The sequence below is a fragment of the Nocardioides sp. Z38_18 genome (assembly GCF_058215695.1).
Genome location: NZ_JBZAJE010000001.1, coordinates 2,159,433 through 2,178,219 on the forward strand (window position 1 = coordinate 2,159,433; position 18,787 = coordinate 2,178,219).

Annotated in this window: 11 protein-coding genes, 1 pseudogene and 1 CRISPR repeat array (1 of these 13 running past the window's edge); of the genes and pseudogenes, 6 read left to right on the top strand and 6 right to left on the bottom strand. The window is 63.2% G+C overall.

The genetic code is table 11. The annotated features are described in order from the left end of the window. Nucleotides 1-29 precede the first annotated feature (29 nt). The 3 genes from AC4BGC_RS10465 to AC4BGC_RS10475 all read left to right on the top strand — a co-directional run bounded on the left by AC4BGC_RS10465 (nucleotide 30) and on the right by AC4BGC_RS10475 (nucleotide 5,909). Nucleotides 30-2,144, top strand: coding sequence for a hypothetical protein (locus AC4BGC_RS10465; protein WP_490555561.1), 2,115 nt, complete (start codon nucleotides 30-32; stop codon nucleotides 2,142-2,144). Further along, nucleotides 2,144-3,979, top strand: a complete 1,836-nt coding sequence (locus tag AC4BGC_RS10470; RefSeq protein ID WP_490555563.1) for a hypothetical protein — start codon at nucleotides 2,144-2,146, stop codon at nucleotides 3,977-3,979. The genes AC4BGC_RS10465 and AC4BGC_RS10470 overlap by 1 nt, the downstream gene beginning before the upstream one ends. A gap of 457 nt (nucleotides 3,980-4,436) precedes the next feature. Further along, a complete protein-coding gene (locus AC4BGC_RS10475) occupies nucleotides 4,437-5,909 on the top strand; it encodes a CFI-box-CTERM domain-containing protein (RefSeq protein ID WP_490555564.1) in 1,473 nt (490 codons plus the stop codon). A gap of 263 nt (nucleotides 5,910-6,172) precedes the next feature. Here AC4BGC_RS10475 and AC4BGC_RS10480 read toward each other — a convergent pair. The 6 genes and pseudogenes from AC4BGC_RS10480 to AC4BGC_RS10505 form a co-directional block, all read right to left on the bottom strand. Beyond that, a pseudogene (locus AC4BGC_RS10480) lies at nucleotides 6,173-7,355 on the bottom strand (IS3 family transposase). Nucleotides 7,356-7,812: 457 nt separating this feature from the next. Beyond that, nucleotides 7,813-9,099, bottom strand: coding sequence for a hypothetical protein (locus tag AC4BGC_RS10485; RefSeq protein ID WP_490555565.1), 1,287 nt, complete (start codon nucleotides 9,097-9,099; stop codon nucleotides 7,813-7,815). Nucleotides 9,100-9,419: 320 nt separating this feature from the next. Then, the gene (locus AC4BGC_RS10490) at nucleotides 9,420-9,602 is read right to left on the bottom strand and encodes a hypothetical protein (protein WP_490555566.1); all 183 of its coding nucleotides are present in this window, start codon (nucleotides 9,600-9,602) and stop codon (nucleotides 9,420-9,422) included. 83 nt (nucleotides 9,603-9,685) lie between these two features. Then, a complete protein-coding gene (locus AC4BGC_RS10495) occupies nucleotides 9,686-12,292 on the bottom strand; it encodes an SUMF1/EgtB/PvdO family nonheme iron enzyme (RefSeq protein WP_490555567.1) in 2,607 nt (868 codons plus the stop codon). Next, entirely contained in the window at nucleotides 12,285-13,055 is a 771-nt protein-coding gene (locus AC4BGC_RS10500; RefSeq protein ID WP_490555568.1) for a methyltransferase, read from the bottom strand. The genes AC4BGC_RS10495 and AC4BGC_RS10500 overlap by 8 nt, the downstream gene beginning before the upstream one ends. A gap of 758 nt (nucleotides 13,056-13,813) precedes the next feature. After that, nucleotides 13,814-14,419 carry a hypothetical protein gene (locus AC4BGC_RS10505; protein ID WP_490555569.1) on the bottom strand — a complete coding sequence of 202 codons (606 nt, stop codon included), beginning with the start codon at nucleotides 14,417-14,419 and terminating at the stop codon, nucleotides 13,814-13,816. Between the two features lie 437 nt (nucleotides 14,420-14,856). Here AC4BGC_RS10505 and AC4BGC_RS10510 point away from each other — a divergent pair, with 437 nt between their 5' ends. The 3 genes from AC4BGC_RS10510 to AC4BGC_RS10520 are packed head-to-tail and all read left to right on the top strand — an operon-like array spanning nucleotide 14,857 to nucleotide 18,084. Beyond that, a complete protein-coding gene (locus AC4BGC_RS10510) occupies nucleotides 14,857-15,627 on the top strand; it encodes a hypothetical protein (RefSeq protein ID WP_490555571.1) in 771 nt (256 codons plus the stop codon). A 10-nt stretch (nucleotides 15,628-15,637) separates the two neighbouring features. After that, nucleotides 15,638-16,387: a hypothetical protein gene (locus tag AC4BGC_RS10515; RefSeq protein ID WP_490555572.1), complete on the top strand. Its 750-nt coding sequence runs from the start codon at nucleotides 15,638-15,640 to the stop codon at nucleotides 16,385-16,387. After that, nucleotides 16,387-18,084, top strand: coding sequence for a hypothetical protein (locus AC4BGC_RS10520; RefSeq protein ID WP_490555574.1), 1,698 nt, complete (start codon nucleotides 16,387-16,389; stop codon nucleotides 18,082-18,084). The genes AC4BGC_RS10515 and AC4BGC_RS10520 overlap by 1 nt, the downstream gene beginning before the upstream one ends. A gap of 537 nt (nucleotides 18,085-18,621) precedes the next feature. After that, a CRISPR array of direct repeats spans nucleotides 18,622-18,787; the repeat unit is 37 nt (it continues 926 nt past the right edge of the window).

Genomic DNA, 18,787 nt, shown 5'->3' on the forward strand with positions numbered 1-18,787 from the left:
CGGCCGAGGGCGTTCCGGACCTACCATCTGTGCCGGTCGACCTGGTGCCTGCGAGCCCTGAAGACCCGGACAGCGCGGACGACTCCACCACGTCTGCCGTTCCAGCGGTCACGACACCCGCCGCTGAGCCGTTGCCAGCACAGAGTGCAGAGGAGGAGCTGCGTGCGGCCCTGGATCTGATCGGCCCCCTCCTTCCCCAGGTCAAGGAAGCGCACCTAGAGGCCAAACGTTGGCTCGAGGCCGCGCCCGTGATCGAGACGCGGCGCACTGAGCTGGAAGCCTTGGAAGAAAATGCGCGTGACGACTTCCACACCAAACTGGCCAAGGAGACTGCCGATGCCGTGTCCGAGGCGCGCAGCCAGGTCGAAGCCCAACTGGCCTCGATCCGCAGCGACCTCGAGGAGGAGCTGGGACGTCAGCGCTCTCTCAACGACGATCTGTCCGCGCAGGTGTCGCGCGCGGTAGAGCGAGAGGCTACGGCAGCGCGCACGACGGCTGAGGCACAGGCCGCGACGAGCCTCAGCATCTTCGAGGCCGAGGCGATGACGGACCTGGAGCGCCGCAAGGACAAGGAGGAGATTCGCGCCCTTCGAGCGCAGGTCGAGGACGCCGAGGCCTCCGCCCAGGCTGCTGCCGCGCGGATACGCGACCTGCAGTCCCAGCAGGAAAAGCACACGCTGCTTCGCCTCCAACTGGGCGATCGCGATCCGCTCGAGCTACTTGAGCAGATCCACGCCCTCCAGCAGGAGCGAAGTGAGTCCCCCGCCCAGCAGGCGCTCTCGGAAAATGACCGCGACGAGCTCCAGCAGTTGCGCAAGGAGTCCCGGACGCTCCGCAAGAGAGCAGAGGAGTCCCGCCTGATCGCCGATGAGGCCGCCGCTCAGCGAGACGCCAAGGAGCAGGAGCTCGCCCGCCTGTCGTTCCAGGCCGCCTCTACCGAGACGTACAAGCAAATGGTCGGGCAGCAGCGAGCCGAGTTGGATGACCTCCGCGGCCGGATCGGGGAGCTGCGGGAGTCCTACGGGTCGCCTTTCCCCGGCTGCGAGGCCCTGGCGGATCGGTTCGGCGTCGAGCGATCCCGTCCCCCCGGGCGGCGGGCACGGAGTGCGGGCATCGGATCGATTGCCTCCGCCCTTCAGAACCACCTCGCGAACGACAGCAAGGCGCCGCTGCGCTACCGGATCGAGGACCTCCAGATCGAGTTCGCAGGTCTCAGCGCTAGCAACCTGCACCTTCTCCAAGGGCCTAGCGGAACGGGCAAGACGAGCCTGCCGGTCGCCCTCGCCGGCGCGTTGGGCTGGGGATGCTCCATCGTTGCTGTGCAGGACGGCTGGAACGACCGACAGGATCTCCTCGGGTACTTCAACACCTTCGACCAACAGTTCCAGGAAACCGACTTCCTCAAAGCGCTGTATAAGGCCGGCACCCCCGAGTTCCAGGATCGGCCGTACCTCATCGTCCTCGACGAGGCGAACCTGTCCTACCTCGAGCGCTACTTCACTGACTTCCTCAGCCGGCTCGAGATCGACGTCGCCATCCGTGAGCCGCTGTCACTGGCACCGCCTGGTCTGACCGGAATGCCGCCTCGTCTGGAGAACGGAAGTCTGGACGTCCCACCGAACGTGTGGTTCGTCGGTACCGCCAACCAGGACGCGACTACCAAGGAGTTCGCTCCGAAGAGCATCGACAGGGCGCATCTACTGGAACTCGTGCGAAACCGAGACACCCCGATCGTTTCGAATTCGGAGGCCCTTCCCGCCGATCTCGGCCTGGCGCAGCTGACGGAGTGGTTCTCCGACGCAGCCGAGCGGCACCCGGGAGCGGGCGAGCACGCGCTGGGCCGGCTGGAGGACCTACTATTCGAGTCCCTTGACCGGCTCGACTTGGCGCCCGGCAACCGGCTGGAGCGCTACTCGAACACGTTCTTCCCAACGTTGCGGGCAACTGGGGGAAGTGACGCCCTCGGCATGGACCACCTCCTCACCACGAAGGTGCTCTACCCGCTGCGATCGCGGGCACAGACGAGCGACGAGCCACTCCGGCTCCTTGCCGAAGCCCTCGACAGGCTTTGGCAGCAGGAGAAGTACGCCAGCTCGCGAAGCAGTGCCTCAACGCTGGTCGCCAAGGCCAGGAGTCGCGGGTAGTGGCAGACGACCTCGTCTGGGACCGGCTTCGACAGGAACTGACCTTCGGAGTCCCCGGCCCTGTCTGGCCCGGTCGGTATCGGCTCGTGCGCAGCGACGAGGCCCGCGACGTCGTTCCTCTCCTGGACGGATCTGCAGAGCTGCCCGCTCGACGGGTCGATGCGTCTCCAGCAGCCGACAGCGGCGCACTAGACCTCAACGCTCGGGCGATCGAGATGCTCGCCCACCTCCAGCGCGCCTCCAGGGGCCAGCCGGTCCTGGCCCTGGGGCTGCAACCGGCCGCCGAGGACGAGGACGCGCTCATGGGCTTCGACGACGCGTACCCAGCCTTCACACGGGTCATGAACGATCCCGCCGAGCTCCTGGAACGTCGTGACGAGCTCTCAGCCGTCGGCCACGGTGGCCGGATCACTTCGAGGACCATGCGCAGGCTCGCCTCCCATGCTGATGACTGGCGCACACGTCGGGGTCGGTTCGTCGAACCTCGCCGGCTCCTGGTCGAGCGGCTGCACCCGCACCTCGACCGCCCGGAGAATCGCTTGGTGATCAATACCTTGGTGGTACTGAAGAAGCGCCTCGACCTCCTGGCAGAGGACGCCCGTGGACAGGCGATCCTCAACGACAGCAACCACCTCCAGCGCCTTCACTTCGGGGCGCAGCGCCGCAGCACGAGCCTATGGAGCCAGACCAGCAAGTCCGACCAGGAGCGCAGGCGGGGTCTTGGAGCCAGAAGCAGCGAGCTCATCCAGGCGCTGACGTCCATCGCCAACCTGTCCGGCTCGGTGCTGGGCCGGGCGCTCGCGCCGTGGCGAGAGCAGCCGGCCGAAGGTGCTTTCGGGAGCAACCTTCTGCGCGACCACGAGTCGTATTCCAAGATCGGCAGGCTCTGGCGCAGGCTCACCTCTAACACCGAGCTCGACCACTCGGCTCGTCGCGCTATCGCGGTTGCTCGCGAGGAACGGTTCGACGACTACGTTCTGGCGTGTCTTCAGCACGCTGTCGCCGACTGGCCAGGCGCTGACCACGATCTCGAGGGACTCGTCACGGTGCCGCGCTTGCAGCGGAGTCCCGACGGAACCGTTGAGGTCCGGACGACGACGGCGTCGGGGTCCGAGCGGGTCGCCCGCGTGGTCCCTCAGTTCGTCGCGCTGGAGGACTTGCAGGGCGCCGAGCAACTCGAAGCCGCCTCCGCTATCCCTGTGGTCGTGGCGGCCATAGCCGATCCGGACGAAGATCAGCTGCTCCGCCTCGGAGGTGGTGGTCGTCCTACGCTCGTGGGTCTAGGCCCGTACGTCCTGACCGGGGTCGAGGCATTGGGATCTGCGCTTCGCTGGCATCTGGAGGGCGAGGAGCTCCTGACATATCCGAAGGTCCTCCGTCTGCCTGGTCCCCTTGCGCACGCTGCGATGCAGATCGACGAGCGCGAGCTTCGCATTCAGCCTGGGCCGGCCAACGGGTGCGTCATCGTCGCCGTATACAACGACACTGATCTTGCGGAGCAGGTGCGCGCTCTCGTGCCATTCTCAGCCAGGAATGAACAGCTCGGTCGAGCGGTCGACGATCTGCGAAGCGCCCTCCGATGGACGCGACTGCTGATGCGATGCCCTACCTGCAGATCCGCCGCCAAGGTATTCAGGCCGGACGGAGAACGCTTTATGGCCCACTGCTCGCGTGACGCGTGCGGTGCGCAGTGGGGCGTTGACCTGTGCCCTAAGGGGCATCGCCGACCGGTTCTTCGATTCCCGAACGATGATAAGGATCATGGGATGGACCGCTGGGCGCAGCGCGGGAATGATCCCTGTCCGGCGTGCTTGTCGGCACCCAGCGATACATGACCCGATCGACGACCAAGACACGAGCGGCTCCTAGCCACGAAAGGCCAAGTCCAGGTTGACGATTTAGGAAAGGCCTTCGGGCATGGTGCACATCCTTCCAGCGTCGACACACAACGACGCAGATCAGATGTTACCTATCCGTGCAGCAGACCCCCGTGTCGACCGCACCACTCGCGGTGTTCTGCCATCGTGCGGATGACGCATCTACGTCCTGGACATATCTCAAGATCCACGATCGCTAGCGTAAGCCTGAAGACCGACTTGACTGGGTTCAACTAATCGTTGGCGATCGGTATGAGGTGGAACGCGGATCGCTTGTCACCCACCCGTTCCCCGCGCAACTCGAAGTCTCAGTGCCAACTGAGGGTGCGGTCACGGTGAGGACGCGGTGCAATACTGGCAGCGATTCAACCCGTTGATTCGCCAAGACATTGATTCTCTTCAAGGACGGAGGCCCGTGACCTCTGAGGTCTTCGCAAACTACGTAGCAGGCCGGGTGGACCAGCATCCCAATGCGCACGCCTTCGACCACACGAGCGAACGAGACTGGCTCGCCGCCGCAGAAACTCTAATCGGCATTCTTCTCGGCGCTGTGTCGCCCCACCTAATGGACGCTTCACTTAGGAAACTCGAGGACGGTCGGGATCTGGGTGACACCAACGCGAGCCGCCAGTTGCGTGTCCTCAACTACGCACTCGCCGCAGAGAACGAAGAATTCGCTGCCGCAAAAGGCATCAACAGCAGCCTTGACAGATCCGCTGCTAGCGACGAGATCACGGAACTCCTGAATGCGGCGCAATCGCTCATCGAGATCCTGTGGGGAGCCGCAGACACCGACCGGATCATCGGGATGCTAGAGGCCCTCACGTTTAGCGCAGAAGACGGCAACCAGTTGGCCGTCGGCATGAATGCGCTGGCCCGAGCAGAATTATGGGCCCGGCCCGGACTGTGGGGCATACTGCGAACCCAGGATGTTTACTTTCGTGGACTAATCCTGCCCACAGGCGGCATGATACCGAGCCGCGGGTCGGGCAGCATCAAGGCGTACCCAGCCCCAGGATTCGCTGAACTCATCCAGACCTTCCAGGCAGACCTTCCTTCCTTCAAGCAGACCGTGGAGCCTTACCCTGCCAGTTGGGAATCTAGGATCCGTGAAGCAGTCGTCCTGAAGCGCAACGGGAACTACCTTGCTTCAGCAACGACCTATGTGGATCTGACCCGCCAGGCTTACACCGCGCACGTCGGAGTCCTCAATGCGTTGTACAAGACTGTCGCGAGCGCCGGCTTCCTTGCCGACGCGCTACGTCTAGCGGTGATCAGCAAGGCGATCTCGGAACGGTGCGCCGAATCCTCAGACCCGGATCCCTCCGCGGACTACGACCGAGTCATCGAAGATCTGCTGCTTTCGGCCCCGGCCTTCGTGTCCGCGTTGGCGTCCTACCTTGCCAAGATCTCTGGGAATCTGACCTACTACCCCCCTCGGGGCTACCCCGCCATGCTCGCTGAGCTATCCCAAGCGGTTATTGAACTCGAGCCGCGACTGGACACCGAGGTGGTCGCGAGATTCAAGGAGGGCCGCCACGTCCGCGACGTCATCCCGACTGACGGCGACAAATCTTCCGCCAACGCGAGCACGAACCCGCCCGTGAGTGTGCCGCCAGAAGCACATGACACCTCGGCGGGAACCAATGCGGGCGGGTGCTACATCGCGACTGCTGTCTACGGTTCCTACGACGCGCTTCCAGTCCTTACCCTCCGCAGTTTCCGGGATCGCACTCTCTCCAGGACTGCCCTCGGGAGAGGGTTTATTCGCTTCTATTACGCAGTTAGCCCTGGTCTGGCCAAGCACATCAAGAAAGGAACGATGTTGAGCCGGGCAACCAAGCGGTGTCTGGACGTGATGGTGCGGAGACTGAACTCGCGCGGGTGAGTCAAGGCAAGAAAGCCCGCGCGACTCCACCTGACTTCAAAGTTCTCGTGCCTTTCCGCTTGGTGTATCGCTGGCCGCCAACCGCCCGTCTCTCGAGCACCGCCAGGCAACGATCGATGCTAGCGGCGGCTATCGCGAAGCCCCTGGTGGACTGATATTGGCAAACCCAGTGACAGGATTTCTTATCCCATGACGCAAGACCATCGAACCGCGGCCAGTCGTCGCACGTCGCGGGGTCTGCTGAGCGATCAGGGGACTTCTGATTACGCTGCCTGATCGGCGGCCTTGGTCATGATGAGTTCGAACTCGATCGGGGTCAACCGTCCGAGGCGTTCTTGGCGTCGACGTCGGTGGTAGGTCCGCTCGATCCAGGACACGATCGCGATCCGGAGTTCGTCTCGGGTCTGCCAGCGGCGCCGGTTCAAGACGTTCTTCTGCAGCAGCGCGAAGAACGATTCCATCGCGGCGTTGTCGTCGGCTGAGCCAACCTGGCCCATCGACCCGACCAGGTGGTGACGCCACAGCGCCTGCTGCAGTTTCCTGCTTCGAAACTGCGAGCCCTGTCCGAGCGCAGCCGACACCCGACCACCGACAGACCCTCGACTCCACGTCTGGCGACGGCGTTGTTGAGCGCGTCGACAGCGATCTTGGACTCCATCCGGTCACTGATGGAGTAACCAACGATCCGGTTCGACCAGACGTCCTTGATCGCGCACAGGTAGAGCTTCCCCTCGCCCGTGCGGTGCTCGGTCAAGTCCGTGAGCCACAGCTGGTTCGGCGGCCGCGGTGAAGTCGCGGCGCACGAGGTCGTCGTGCGCCGGGGTGCCGGGCTTGCCCTTGCCGCGGCGCTTCTTCTTGCCGAACACGCTCCACCAGCCGTTGTCGGAGCAGACCCGCCACACCGTCCGCTCCGACACGACGTGTCCGGCGTCGGTGACCTCGTCGAACAGGAACCGGTACCCGAACTCGGGATCGTCGCGGTGGGCGTTGAAGATGATCGCGTTCGCCAGGTAGGCCTCACGCAACTCCGAGGCGGTGACGGGGCCCTCAGCCATCGGTAGTAGGGCGAACGCCCCAATCCGAGCACCTGCAAGGAGACCTCGGCCGGGATCCCGCTCGCCGCGAGGTCTCTCACGAGCGGGTAGACCCTTTTCCCGGGAGGTTCGCCTGGGACAGATACGCAGCCGCCCTACGCAGGACCTCGTTATCCTGCTCGAGTCGCCGGATCCGACGCCGTGCCTCGCGCAGCTCACCCGCCTGGTCTTGGTGACCCCTGGCTTGATGCCGTCCTCGATGTCGGCCTGCTTGAGCCATTTCGACAACGTCACAGGGTGCACACCGAGTCGTGCGCAATCTGTCGAGAGTCTCGCCAGGACCACGATCGCGGGCGACCCGGATCACGTCTTCCTTGAACTCCTTGGGATACCTGCCAGCCACAGTGAACATCCTTCCAGCCAGGACCCTCGTCCTAGCCGATCTGGAAGTCCCCTATCTCTTCAGCAGACCAACCTCGTTCGTTTCGACCACGCAGACAGACTTGACTAGGGCCACTGAGTCCCGTGAATCACCGGCGGACCATGCTCGGGTCACAGCGGGCGGCTCTGGCTACCGTTCCATTCCGCCTGTGATCTCGAGGTTCGCGAGCGCTCTTGCCGGCGGGACCAGGTCGCCCGGCCCAAGGCGGCGCCGGACGGGCATGCACCAAGGTGTGGCAGGTAACGATTGACGGTTCTGGCTTGACTGCCGAGGTCACACCCATTTTCGATCCGATTGCCGATTCCGCCCGGCACACATGCCCACCGTCGCCAAGGGACCTCGAGACTGGACAACGGCGTCTGAAACACGGCCCCGATTTAAAGCGCTGGAAGCCTCGCTCAGGTATCCCAGATTCGAAGGCGCACCCTCAATTGGCACCACTTGCGGACCTCAATAGCCAAGTTCGTATGACGACCCAAGTGACGAGCGCAAGGACGATCGCGGCACCCCAGAAGGCAAGCAGTTCCGACTCTGATGGCTCCGGCACTAAGGCAACCGCCGCCAAGAACACGGACGGAGTCACGAACGCGGCTGAAGCCAGGGACACAACCTCGCTGACCTTACGGTCGCGGACCTCATCCTCACGGGCCTTGCGCAGTTCGATAAACCTCGCTGTGTCCGTTAGTTCGTCGACGAGCTGTTCGTACAGCTTCGGCAGGCTTCGCTCGTCTTGGAGTGCCTTCACAACCTGATCCACCTGGCTACCTCTGCTGCTCAGATGCCGCCACCACAGGCCGCCGCGTAACTCAAGCAACTGCGCCTCGAGCTTCATGGCGGACTCCACGGTCAGATCGGCGACGCGCGAACGACCCAGCTTGTCGGCCAACGCGTGGGCACCGTCGGACTGGAGCTGCACGAGGAGGTAGCCGTCGAGGTGGATCGACCGCACGTAGGCCCTCAGCAAGTCGTGGGGAGCGCCCGCGCCTTCGGTTAGGGCGCAGTACGCGACGCCATTCCTCAGCGCGAGCGCTCGCCAGTCCGCTGATAAAAAGACCACCGTGCCGGGCATCGGTGCCTTTGGATCAGGCAGGTAGGAGAGCGGGTCGACACCAGTACCGGTCAACCAGAGCCACCGATCCACGCTGCTCCAGGAGCGCAGGGTTTCCTGCACTGCCGCGTCGTCGAACGGTTCTGGAAGCTGAGCCCCTAAGTACGTAAGGTGACTGACAACCCCAACAGTCGGGTCGCTTGCCTTCTTCACACCTACAGGGAGCTGGTCCTCCAACCAAGCGCGCGCAGCGCCCGTACGTCGCGTGAGCTCAGGAAGCGTGGCCATCGGATCGCCGATGAGCTGGACGTGTGCGACCGCGTAGCCACTGAGAGCAGTACTCGCATCAGGATCGGCCAGGAGTAAGCACTCCCATCCTTCGAGGCGGACGCCATCGCCTTCCACACCGGCAGAACTGATGTGCCATCGACCCGCGCCGGTCGCGGGGTCCGCCCCGTACAGGGTTTCCACAACACGCGAGGCGAAGTAGGACGATCTAGCGGTTCGATCGGCTATCCGGTCTCCGCCGGAGCGCCCGTGCGCCGTGGTGGTTGGGAGCGCCACTGGAAGGGGGCCGGGCCTCCAGATCTCGGACAGTTCGCCGTTCTTCTCGACCGCCAACACTAGGCAGGCGAAGACGTTCACACCGGCGGGATGGCCGGTCACGCGCGGACTCGCAGGTCGAACACTGCGTGGCGATCACCAGACAGCGCGTTCGGCTGGACCGGGGCCAGTGGCGGTCGAGCGATGCCGCGGCCATCGCATTCGTTCTGACATATGGATGCTGCACTCTCTGCAGAACTGGCGACGATAGGCAGCCGTTGGAAGCCCGACGATGCCGTCGCAGTCCTCCGGAGAACCCACCGTTGCGTGGCGCGAAGCCGCCGCGGACGAGTCAAAGACACTGGCCATGACCTCCATATCGCGCAGTGGCAGGCAGGCTATCCGGCCAGGCCGGCGAACCAGAACAGATGCGGCCGTGATGCTCAGTCATGCAGGCCAAGTAGCGCACGGCTGGAGGGTTCGATCAGGTGGCGGACAAACAGCGCCCGACCGTCTTCCGCAGGGACGAAGACGACGAGGTCTCCCACTGTCAGAGTCTTGTGCCCTTCGGTGGCGATGTTTGTGTAGTCGCAGGTGAATCTGCGATGGTCCTCGGTCTCGACCATGTAGAGGCTGACCTGGCCGGTTGGACCCCCTCCGGAGCGGTCGAGACTGGACACCCGGCCGCGGAGCTGCTCGGTGGATCTACTCATTGCACCTGCCCATCAAAGGCGACGCGGAACCCAACTGCGTTGCTGCGGCTACTCCTCGTGGGGAGGCCCCTGGACGATGCCCGGAGGCCGCGAATCGGGTTGTCATAGGAACCGCCTGCGATGACGGCTCGGTCCTCGATCACGGTGGAAGTCCATTCCCAGACATTCCCGCCCATGTCGAAAGCACCGTGGGCTGCTGGTGATTCATCGAAGGAACCCACTGGTGTGGTAGCTCCCGGCGGGATCACCCCTTCGTCCATGAGCGACTTCCACTGCTCGTAGGTGACGATGTCGCGGCCGGCCCAGTAGTCGGCGCAGTTTGAACGGAGGCGATCGGCGTCGTCGCCCCACGGGAAGAGTCGCGCATCAGTGCCACGCGCAGTGACTTCCCACTCAAGACTCGTGGGCAATCGACCTCCGACCCAGGCCGCGTAGGCGTGGGCACCCCACCAAGAGATAGTTGTCGCGGGGTGGGTGTCGAAGGCACGATCGCGGAACTTTCCCGGCGTGAGCCTCTCGAACATCGGCTCTAACGCCCCGCGGTGGGGGGTTTCCGGATGCAAGAGTTTCAGGCCATCACGACCCGAGGAGTCGAGGAAGTCGCGGTACTCAGCGATGGTGACCGGATGACGACTGAGCGTGACCGGTTTATCCAGACGCACGACTAACAGGTCATTGACCGGCCCGACGATGGCGGGGCGAGTGGTCGTCGGACCGAACGTGTTCGGGGAGGACTCGCCAAGAAGTGCATACACGAAACGCCTGACCAACTCACTCGGGACCGCACGGCCGATCAGGGAAGCCGCGTCATCGTCCAGGCGATCTACATACCACCGGGCTGCCAAGGCCTCGGCCACCGTGCGGTGCGGGAAGCTGAACGTCCCGTCGACACTCAAGGTCAGCGGACCGTCGGCGCTCGCGACGGACATCCATCCCAAGCCGATTCCTGCACCGGCGAACTCAGCAATGGGAATCCGTGAGAGGCCGCGGAAGGCGGCCCGCCCCATCAGGTCGTGGAGGTCTCGGTCTGAGCGAGCGTCGCCGAGGGTGTGGTCAACATGTGCTAACAGACCGTCGAGCGCCCGTCGAACAACAGCGAGTGATTCGGAGTTCGTGGCCGGGATGAGATCAGCCAGCCGGTCCGACACAGTCGCGCTACTAGGACGCTCGAGTTGTAGGACGCTGAAGTCCGGCAGGTCATCCGTGTCCACTCCACCGACCAACATGTCGGCACGGACCTGGTCGCTAGGCGAGGCGTCACCATGGAGCAGCTCCCGCAGCCACGGGGAGTCGGTGAGCATGAGCTGGCGGGAGGTGATGATGGTGCTCGACTCGCTCGAGAAGAATTCGCAGAGGTCGACGAACATATCGAAGCTGGCCGTGCCCGATCCGTCGTCGGGCACCTCGTCAAGTCCATCGACCATGCACATCGCACCGCCGGCCCGAACCACGTATAGAAAGACGCGATAGATGTACGGCTGCTCGATAGCGACGTACGGCGCGAGTTGCCGGGTCACCAAAGAGCTCAGTGCCTCTCCCGGCTGCGCGCGTCCCAGGTCCACGTAGAAGCGCAGGAGCGGAGCGCCTTCCCAACTGGCATCCAGTAGCGCTGCCAGCAACGCAGTCTTTCCGCTGCCCGGAGGCCCGATCACCAAGGCGTTCAGCGGACCAGCGTCACGCGCCGTCAGCCAATCACGCACGGTCATCGGACTGCCGAGTTCGTACTCCGCCGCGCGCGGCTTGAAGTTGAGTTGCTCGCAGCGGACCTCCAGGGAGTCGACTGAACCGCGGATCCCGCTCAGCGTTTGTGCGAGCTTGTCGAGGTCGACGTACTCGCGAACGAAGTTCTCGAAGCTCACCACTCGTTCGTCTGAGGAGTGGCCAGCCGTCGGGAAGTCGCCCGGGGCGAGTTCGTCAACCACTAGGAACCGTGTCTGTATTGGGCGGTCCGTGGGCAATACCTGCTCGGCGGGCAAGTTATCGAGGATCTTGCGCAGCTCTTCCTCGCTCGATCCGATCGCAAGCTCGATGAAATCGAGCCGCAATCCACGCTGCCGCTCCAGCAGTAAGTAGGTTGTGGACGACGACAGGTCGAAGCGTTTCGCGAGCCTGTAGTCCATCTGGTTGAACAAACCTGCGAGGAAGCCCGCCCGCCTTTCCACCTCACGGTCAACTACCGGACCCTCAGCAAATGCACTCGACTGCGTCGTTCGCACCCAGTCGAGAAGCACCACGAACTTACGCAAAGCTACCAGCGCGTCCTCGTCACTAACGTCGTAACCGTCGTGGGCGGAGCGGTTGCGCAGTCGTTGAATATCGCCAAGTGCTTCGAGGGTTGCCGGGCTAACGATGTGTTCCCGCACCCCTTTGACCAGGTCATTCAGAGCCTTGCTATCCGGGTTCCCGTCGGTCCCGAAGTGACGCCACAGGTTCTTGAGAACCCGCTCAGTCATCTTCCCTATGTGCTGGACGGTATGGTCGGGAATACCATTCCGGAGACCAATAAGTGATGTCTGGACATCGAGCTCCCACTTCTTGGCGACGAGCCCGTAGCCGTCGAGCTCAACCCGTAACCGCTCAAGACGGTCGACGACCTCACTCATCGGCCGCGGGGGTGGTCCCGATGACGAAGGCAAAGCGATCTTCGAATCCCAGCGTACCGGTGCCACGGCGTGCCGCGATCTCCGCGATGCCTGCCTCGAGCTCCTCGTCGGAAAACTCCGAAAGGAGCGACATGTAACGAGCTCGGACCATGTCAGCGTAGCGTTCGAAGGTGAACGTGAGCTGAAAGCCGGCGAGTTCGACCCATGACCGGAGGCCTTGTTGACGGAGCGCGTCTGCGACATCGTCATGATGCGGCTGTCGTGACTCGTACAGCTCGTGCGCGGCCTGGAAGAGGGGGTAGTCAATCTTGGGCGGCAGCATGGCAACGACGATCCGTCCGCCCGGGGATAGTGCTCGGGAAACCGAACCAATGCCTGCGGCTACATGTGTGAAATGGTGCACGGCTTCCTTGACAAGCACTCGAGACGCCGCGGAGATCCCGACGGCCCGTACTGCGGCCTGGGCTTCCGACTCGTCACCGTTGTACGGGTGCAGGCGTGGATCGTCGATCTGCGCAAGCATGGACTCCGAAGGGTCAAGGCACACTGCGCCAGCCGCACCGGGATGCAGGTCCAACAACTGGCGGGCATAAAGCCCGGTACCCGCGCCAACATCGAGGAGCCAGTCACCCTCGCGAATTTGCAAGCGGAAAGAAAGCTCACTGGTCATCCACGCCAGAAAATCCGGAGAGTGCTCCCATACCGAGTCGTATCGATTGGCTAGCTCCTGATAGTGCCTGCGGGTGGTGCCGTCGGGGGTCATCAAGCTCCAAATCTGAATGGTGACGCGTGGCACGAAAACGTACCCGAGGATCATCTTCCCAGAGGTCACTCTCAGTTGGGGCAAATTCGTCATTGATCTGGTCACGCACAGGATCTGCTGTGAGCGGGCCGTAGCGAACCGCCAGGCCCAGGCTGAGGACAGTGCACGCAGACGGGCTTTGCTATGCCGTTGATCGCTCTAGTCTGGGTGCCTTGGCGCAACTATCGAGGGAGGACCACCTTGAGCAAGGGAATCGCTCTGCTGACGATGGCCATGTATGTGTGCCGCGGCTGCGGCACTGAGGTGGCCTATCCCGAACGCTTCAAGAAGTGTCCGGTCTGCGGAATCAAATGGGGCTGATCGAACCCCGGCTGGGACTCTCGGGTACTCAGTGGCAAATATCGATGGCGTCGGGTGGGCCAAGACTCTGCCGAAGGCGCCGAAGATCCCGCCAAGTTCCATGTTGCGTTCTGGCTTGCTTGACGCTTCCTTGTCCCTCGACCGCAATCCGGGTGTTGACGCCATCCCTCTGGCCGCGCCACGAGCAAGCTCGGGCTGCTCCCTCACAGGTCGCGCAGCATGGCCTAAGTGGCGCCGTACCAGTAGGGGCCGCGCGAGCGCAATGAACGTGGCAACCGGCCGCCGCGCAATTGGCTCATGCCCATGTTCAACGGAGGAGCGGTAATCACAACTCAAGCTCCGGTTGGGAAACAGAGCCCCTCGCCGCGAGGAGCGTTTGCCTTTCGAGTTCGGTGTGGTCACGCCCCAACCATGCGGGTGAAGGATCGGGCGACAATGGTGCAGCAGGCCGCTGCGATCGCTGCTACTACACCGAGCCAACCATTCGGAGCGTTCAGCGCCACACTCAGGCCAATGACCGCGATGCCGACCAAACCGAGCACGGCTTCGGACACTGCGCAGCCGACTGCGAACGCAGCAGCACTGGCGCCTGCAAGAAACAGAGCGTGGCTGACGCTCCCTAGGTTGAAGAGGTCCGCCCCTGTAGGACGCACCAGGAAACTCACAATGTCGACCAAGCCGAGCAACGCCAGGCCCCGTTCCCCGCGGAGGGCCGACGCCCGGTTGAACAGGATTGTCCCAAGTACGAAGCACGAGAACACCAACAAGACGAGTGCCAAGCGATAAGCCGTCTTGAGCGTGTCGTACTCATCACCACGGATAAAGTGGAGCATCTGAACGACTGCGCAGACCATCGCGACCACCCCGAGCGCCGGAACGGTGAGTCGCTCCGCCGTGCGGAACGCCATGAATACCGCCACCACTGCCCCGACCAGAATGCCGGTCTGGACGTCAGCCCGGCTATCAGTGAGGACGATCGCAGTACCGAGCGCGTATCCACCCATAGTGGCGGCTGCGACAGGCGCGTCAGCGGGCGAGAGATACCTCGTGAGAACTCCCGAGGGCGGACGCCCCACTCGCCCCTTCGCCCCAAAAAGGGCGAATTTGAAAATCCAGATTAAACACCCGAGCACCAACAGTGCCGACAAGATCTCTCGCACAAATAGGACTATGGCAGTCCCGAATGCGAAACAGTAGGAAGATTTCCCGCCTCGAGACCACACCCTCTGCCAAGATTCAGCCTGTCGGTGGATAGATCAAAACAGCTTGGGGACAGGCGAGCCGCATCGATGAGTCCCGGGTCGGCACCGGGCCGACGGGTAAAGGGGTCAGATCCATGGTTGGTTCCGTTTCCTCCCGGACCAGGGGGAATAAGAAGTATGGCGGCAAGAAGCGACCTTATGGCAGCTCGAGAAAGACATCTGGGATCGGTTACGGCAGGATGTACGCCGCCGCCGGCGCAGGTGTGATCGCGGTGGTGGCGTTGTTCGGATGGATGCTCTTCCGACCGATGCAGGGCGAGACCCAGGGCGCCGCCTGCGCCATCCTGGTCGACCGAACCGGATCGTCGATCAACGAGGTGACCCGAGCCAGTTACCTCAAGCTCGCTACTCGCATGGTCGATGGGTGTCGTGACCGTCGCGCCTCGTTCTCCGTCTACTACTTCGACAACCAGAATGCCAAGCTTCAGACAGCGAGTTCGGAGCCATTCGAACTGTGGCGGCCCAAGGCCCACCGGGAGTCAGTCGGCGAAGAGAAGGTCACAAAGGCCAAAAAGCACGCTCTCGCCGCAACGGAATCGGTTTTCAAGACCGCCTCCGTAGACAGCCAAGGTGGACACGGGAGCGACATCGTCACCGCACTCCATCTGGCCTCCCAAAGTCTCCACCAACAGGCAGTGGTCGAAGGAGCCGAACGACAGTACCTGGTCGTACTCACCGACGGGTATCAGACTGGTGAGCTCGCCACGAGAAGGAACTCCAACGTCAACGCACTGATCCAGCGAACCGTCCAGCTTGGACTTGTGCCGCAGCTAGAGGGAGTTGACGTGTCCTTCGGCGGCGTCGGCGGTGGAGTGGCCAGCAACAAGGACCGGGTCTCGCCCGATCGCGAAGCGCTGGTCAAGCAGTACTGGAGTGAGCTTGTGGAGGCTGGCGGCGGCAATCTCTGCGTCTACAACGTCGAGCCCAGCTATCTGCCTGGAAACTGCTGAGGAGGCATCCATGCTTGAACGCTTCACCGTCGACGTCGTGGCAGAACACGTTGCGACACAACTTCTCGAAGGCGAGCCGACGCCAAAGTTGGCTCACCGCTTCTTCAGAAAGGGGCGTCGTGACGGCAAGAAGGCGTATGACCATGCCTCGATGTCGAAACTGCTCACCGATGCAGTCCACCTCGCGGGGAGCACCCAGGTCGAGGACCTCGTGTCGACTCGCCGGAACGCAACGCTCCGCATCGCCGAATGTGAGGCGATCATCCAGAGCCACTCGCTGATGTCTGACCCCGCGCAGCCACCGGCGCCCGATGTTGACGCGGGTCTCCCATCGCACGAGCCGGTCGGCTCCGCGAACCGCGACTCCTCGCAGCTTCTCGTCGACGCGCTCGCAACGCGTCAGTCTCTACGCGCACGTAAGGAAGCGGAGTCCCGAGCAGCCGAAGCGCTTGCTAAGAAGCAGGCGAGAACGGCCGCTCTCGAGGCCGCAGCCGAAGCGGCGAAGCAGGCTCGCAGCGAAATCTCGAAACTCAAGCGTGAGATCGACAACTTACCGAGCGAGTACCAGCAGCGATTCGACAGCATCAAGCACACCGGTGAGCTCCTCTGGTCTCGCTACTGCAACGGCTTCGTACAGGGCGAAGGACGACGCGGCAGCCGCGCATCAGACGTCACGGCCCCGACCGGAAGGCTCAGCTTCGAGACGCCGAACGCCCTCGTGACGGGTACGCACCAGATCACCGAAGGGGAGCACCTCTGATGGGCATCCTGGACTTCCTCGGCAGGGGCAAGCGCCGCGGCACCGAGGGCGGTGGCGTCGATGGCCCGATTGGAATGGGTGCCGACGACGCCATCCTCGACGAGCCCGGAGAAGGTGGCCCGTCAATTCTCATGCCAGACCTTGCCGCACTCCGGTGGGCGGCACAGCAGGAGGCCGTCAACGTCGGACGAATGCCGCTGGAGCCAGAGCAGTGGGATGGCGGGCGCATGGCATTCGAGTACGAACGACACCTGGCCCACGACCATGAAGGTCTGCGTGACCGGCTGTCGGACTTCGTCGCCGCGAGCGCGCGAGATGTCCTGTCCGGTCTCTACCAAACAGCCGGCAGCATCGCTGAGATCCGCGACGACCTCCGAGTCGCTGACACTGAACTCGCCGTGGTGCTGGACTCCTGGAATCGGTCCTACCGGGAGGTGCATGAGGATGAACTCGAACTCGGGCGCTACTTCAGGCTCAAATCCAAGCCCTACCAGCTGAGCAAGTGGCTCATCGCGCTCGCCATCTTCGGCGCAGAGTTCGCGATCTCGATCGCGCTCTTCGACAAAGTCGTCTCCCAAGACAATGCGGCCATGCCCTACCTGTTCGCGATGGGCCTCATCCTGATCCTGATGGTGGTCCCCCACTACTCCGCGATCGGCATCAAGGAAGGCGTGACCCGATACCACGAGGCCGAACTCGATGCCCATGAGAAGGCCGGCGGCCCCATACCCGCGAAGCTTCGGAAGAAGGCCCGCATTGAGGAGGTCGAAGACCGTGGCGCCAAGCTGGTCGCAGGCATCGTCGGCCTGGTGCTCGTCATCCTCTTCGTCCCGCTGTCTTTGCTTCGCGCCGAGGAGCTCGGCGGAGCGGACGAGGAGACCTTCTGGTTCTGGTTCTTCATGCTGGTCCAGTTCGCCATCTCCGGATACTTCTTCCTACGGGAGTGGTGGGACTACGGAACCGCATCCGCAAATCTCAAGCACCACGACCTGGCAAAGAGAGACGCCCAACAACTACGAGCCAACGTCTACTCGGCCTACACCGAGGCCGTCTCAGAGTTCATGACCCAAAGTCAGGACCTGACCTTCCTGTACCGCCAAGCGCCGCGCTGGGACAGCTACATCGTCCAGTGCTACCTCGGCACCATCCACCACTTCCGTCACCTCGTCACGCTGAACAATCCAGAACTCGATGTCTTCATCGCCCACGCAACCGTGCCCTACCTCGGCACCAACGTGGACGAACCGCCAGCCGGCCCGAAGGGAGAACTCGACCCGGTCTCTCGCGAACACCAAGAGCTCATGGCCAGGAAGGACGCGTTCAGCCGTGGCTGGTGGATGAAACAAATCGACGCCGCGCTCATCGACTCGGTCCGAGCGCACGGTGACGATGACATCGTCCGTGAGCAGGCCCCGGCGCGTGAGTTCGAGGATCCCCTCTCCTTCGAGAGCCCTGAGCGCCTGCTTGCCGAGTTCCTTGACCGCTACTTCGGTCTAGAGCATCCCTACCGACGCCCGAAGATCCTCGATCACATCGAGGAGGTCGACGACGACATCGAACCGCACGCGGTCGACGCCCCCGACCACAATGACCCCACCAGCGGCGGCACCGGCACCGCCCCAGGAATCATCAATCTCGACACCACCAAACGGCTCGACACCACCAAACGGCCAATCGCAACCGGCGAGGGCGACTGATGTTCTACCGCGACCACCCGAGAGCCCGCATCACTCACGAACGGATACTCCAATCCTTCGGCCGGCCGCGCGGACTGTCAATCTTCCCAATTCCAGGACCGCCCCTGGACCCTCCCGAGGTCGTCCACGAGAACAGCGCCGTCGTTCACTCTCTTGAACCAGGCATCGTGTATGTCATCGAGTGGACGGGTAAGAGAGCGGAACTGCACCACGTTCGACTATGACATTTCAGAGAGTGATTGCGCATCGATACCACTCCTGCGGCAAGTGAGCGCACTCCAGGGGAAGCAAGCTGAGCACCGCGACCGTCGTCGCACCCGAACCTCCATAGCGCGCGACACCTCCGCCGTCTGAGGTGTCTTCTAGCCTGGTACCTCCCTCACCGAGAAGGGGCCAGAGCGCTCACCCTTCGCCCGCCGACACTCTCCGGGACTCGGCGTCAACCACAACCCGTCGGCGACGACCTCCTCTGTTCGCTGCTGCGCGAGACGTGCCTTCGGGACCGCTCCCAACGTGCGCAACGGCTGACCTCAGCCGGTTTCTATTCGCTGCTGCGCGAGAGGGGCTTCGGAACCTGGCGATCAACCAGGCCGTGGAGAAGAAGGCTGGCGTTGCTATTCGCTGCTGCGTGAGAGGGCCTACGGGACTGGCTCGCTGTACCAGCACTACGTGGAGATGGACCCGACGAAGGTTTCTATTCGCT

Excerpts from the sequence above, each read along its gene's own strand:
- AC4BGC_RS10490 (WP_490555566.1), bottom strand. The coding sequence starts at position 9,602 with ATGGTCGAGACCGAGGACCATCGCAGATTCACCTGCGACTACACAAAC.
- AC4BGC_RS10495 (WP_490555567.1), bottom strand. The coding sequence starts at position 12,292 with ATGAGTGAGGTCGTCGACCGTCTTGAGCGGTTACGGGTTGAGCTCGAC.
- AC4BGC_RS10500 (WP_490555568.1), bottom strand. The coding sequence starts at position 13,055 with ATGACCCCCGACGGCACCACCCGCAGGCACTATCAGGAGCTAGCCAAT.
- AC4BGC_RS10505 (WP_490555569.1), bottom strand. The coding sequence starts at position 14,419 with ATGGGTGGATACGCGCTCGGTACTGCGATCGTCCTCACTGATAGCCGG.
- AC4BGC_RS10510 (WP_490555571.1), top strand. The coding sequence starts at position 14,857 with ATGTACGCCGCCGCCGGCGCAGGTGTGATCGCGGTGGTGGCGTTGTTC.
- AC4BGC_RS10515 (WP_490555572.1), top strand. The coding sequence starts at position 15,638 with ATGCTTGAACGCTTCACCGTCGACGTCGTGGCAGAACACGTTGCGACA.
- AC4BGC_RS10520 (WP_490555574.1), top strand. The coding sequence starts at position 16,387 with ATGGGCATCCTGGACTTCCTCGGCAGGGGCAAGCGCCGCGGCACCGAG.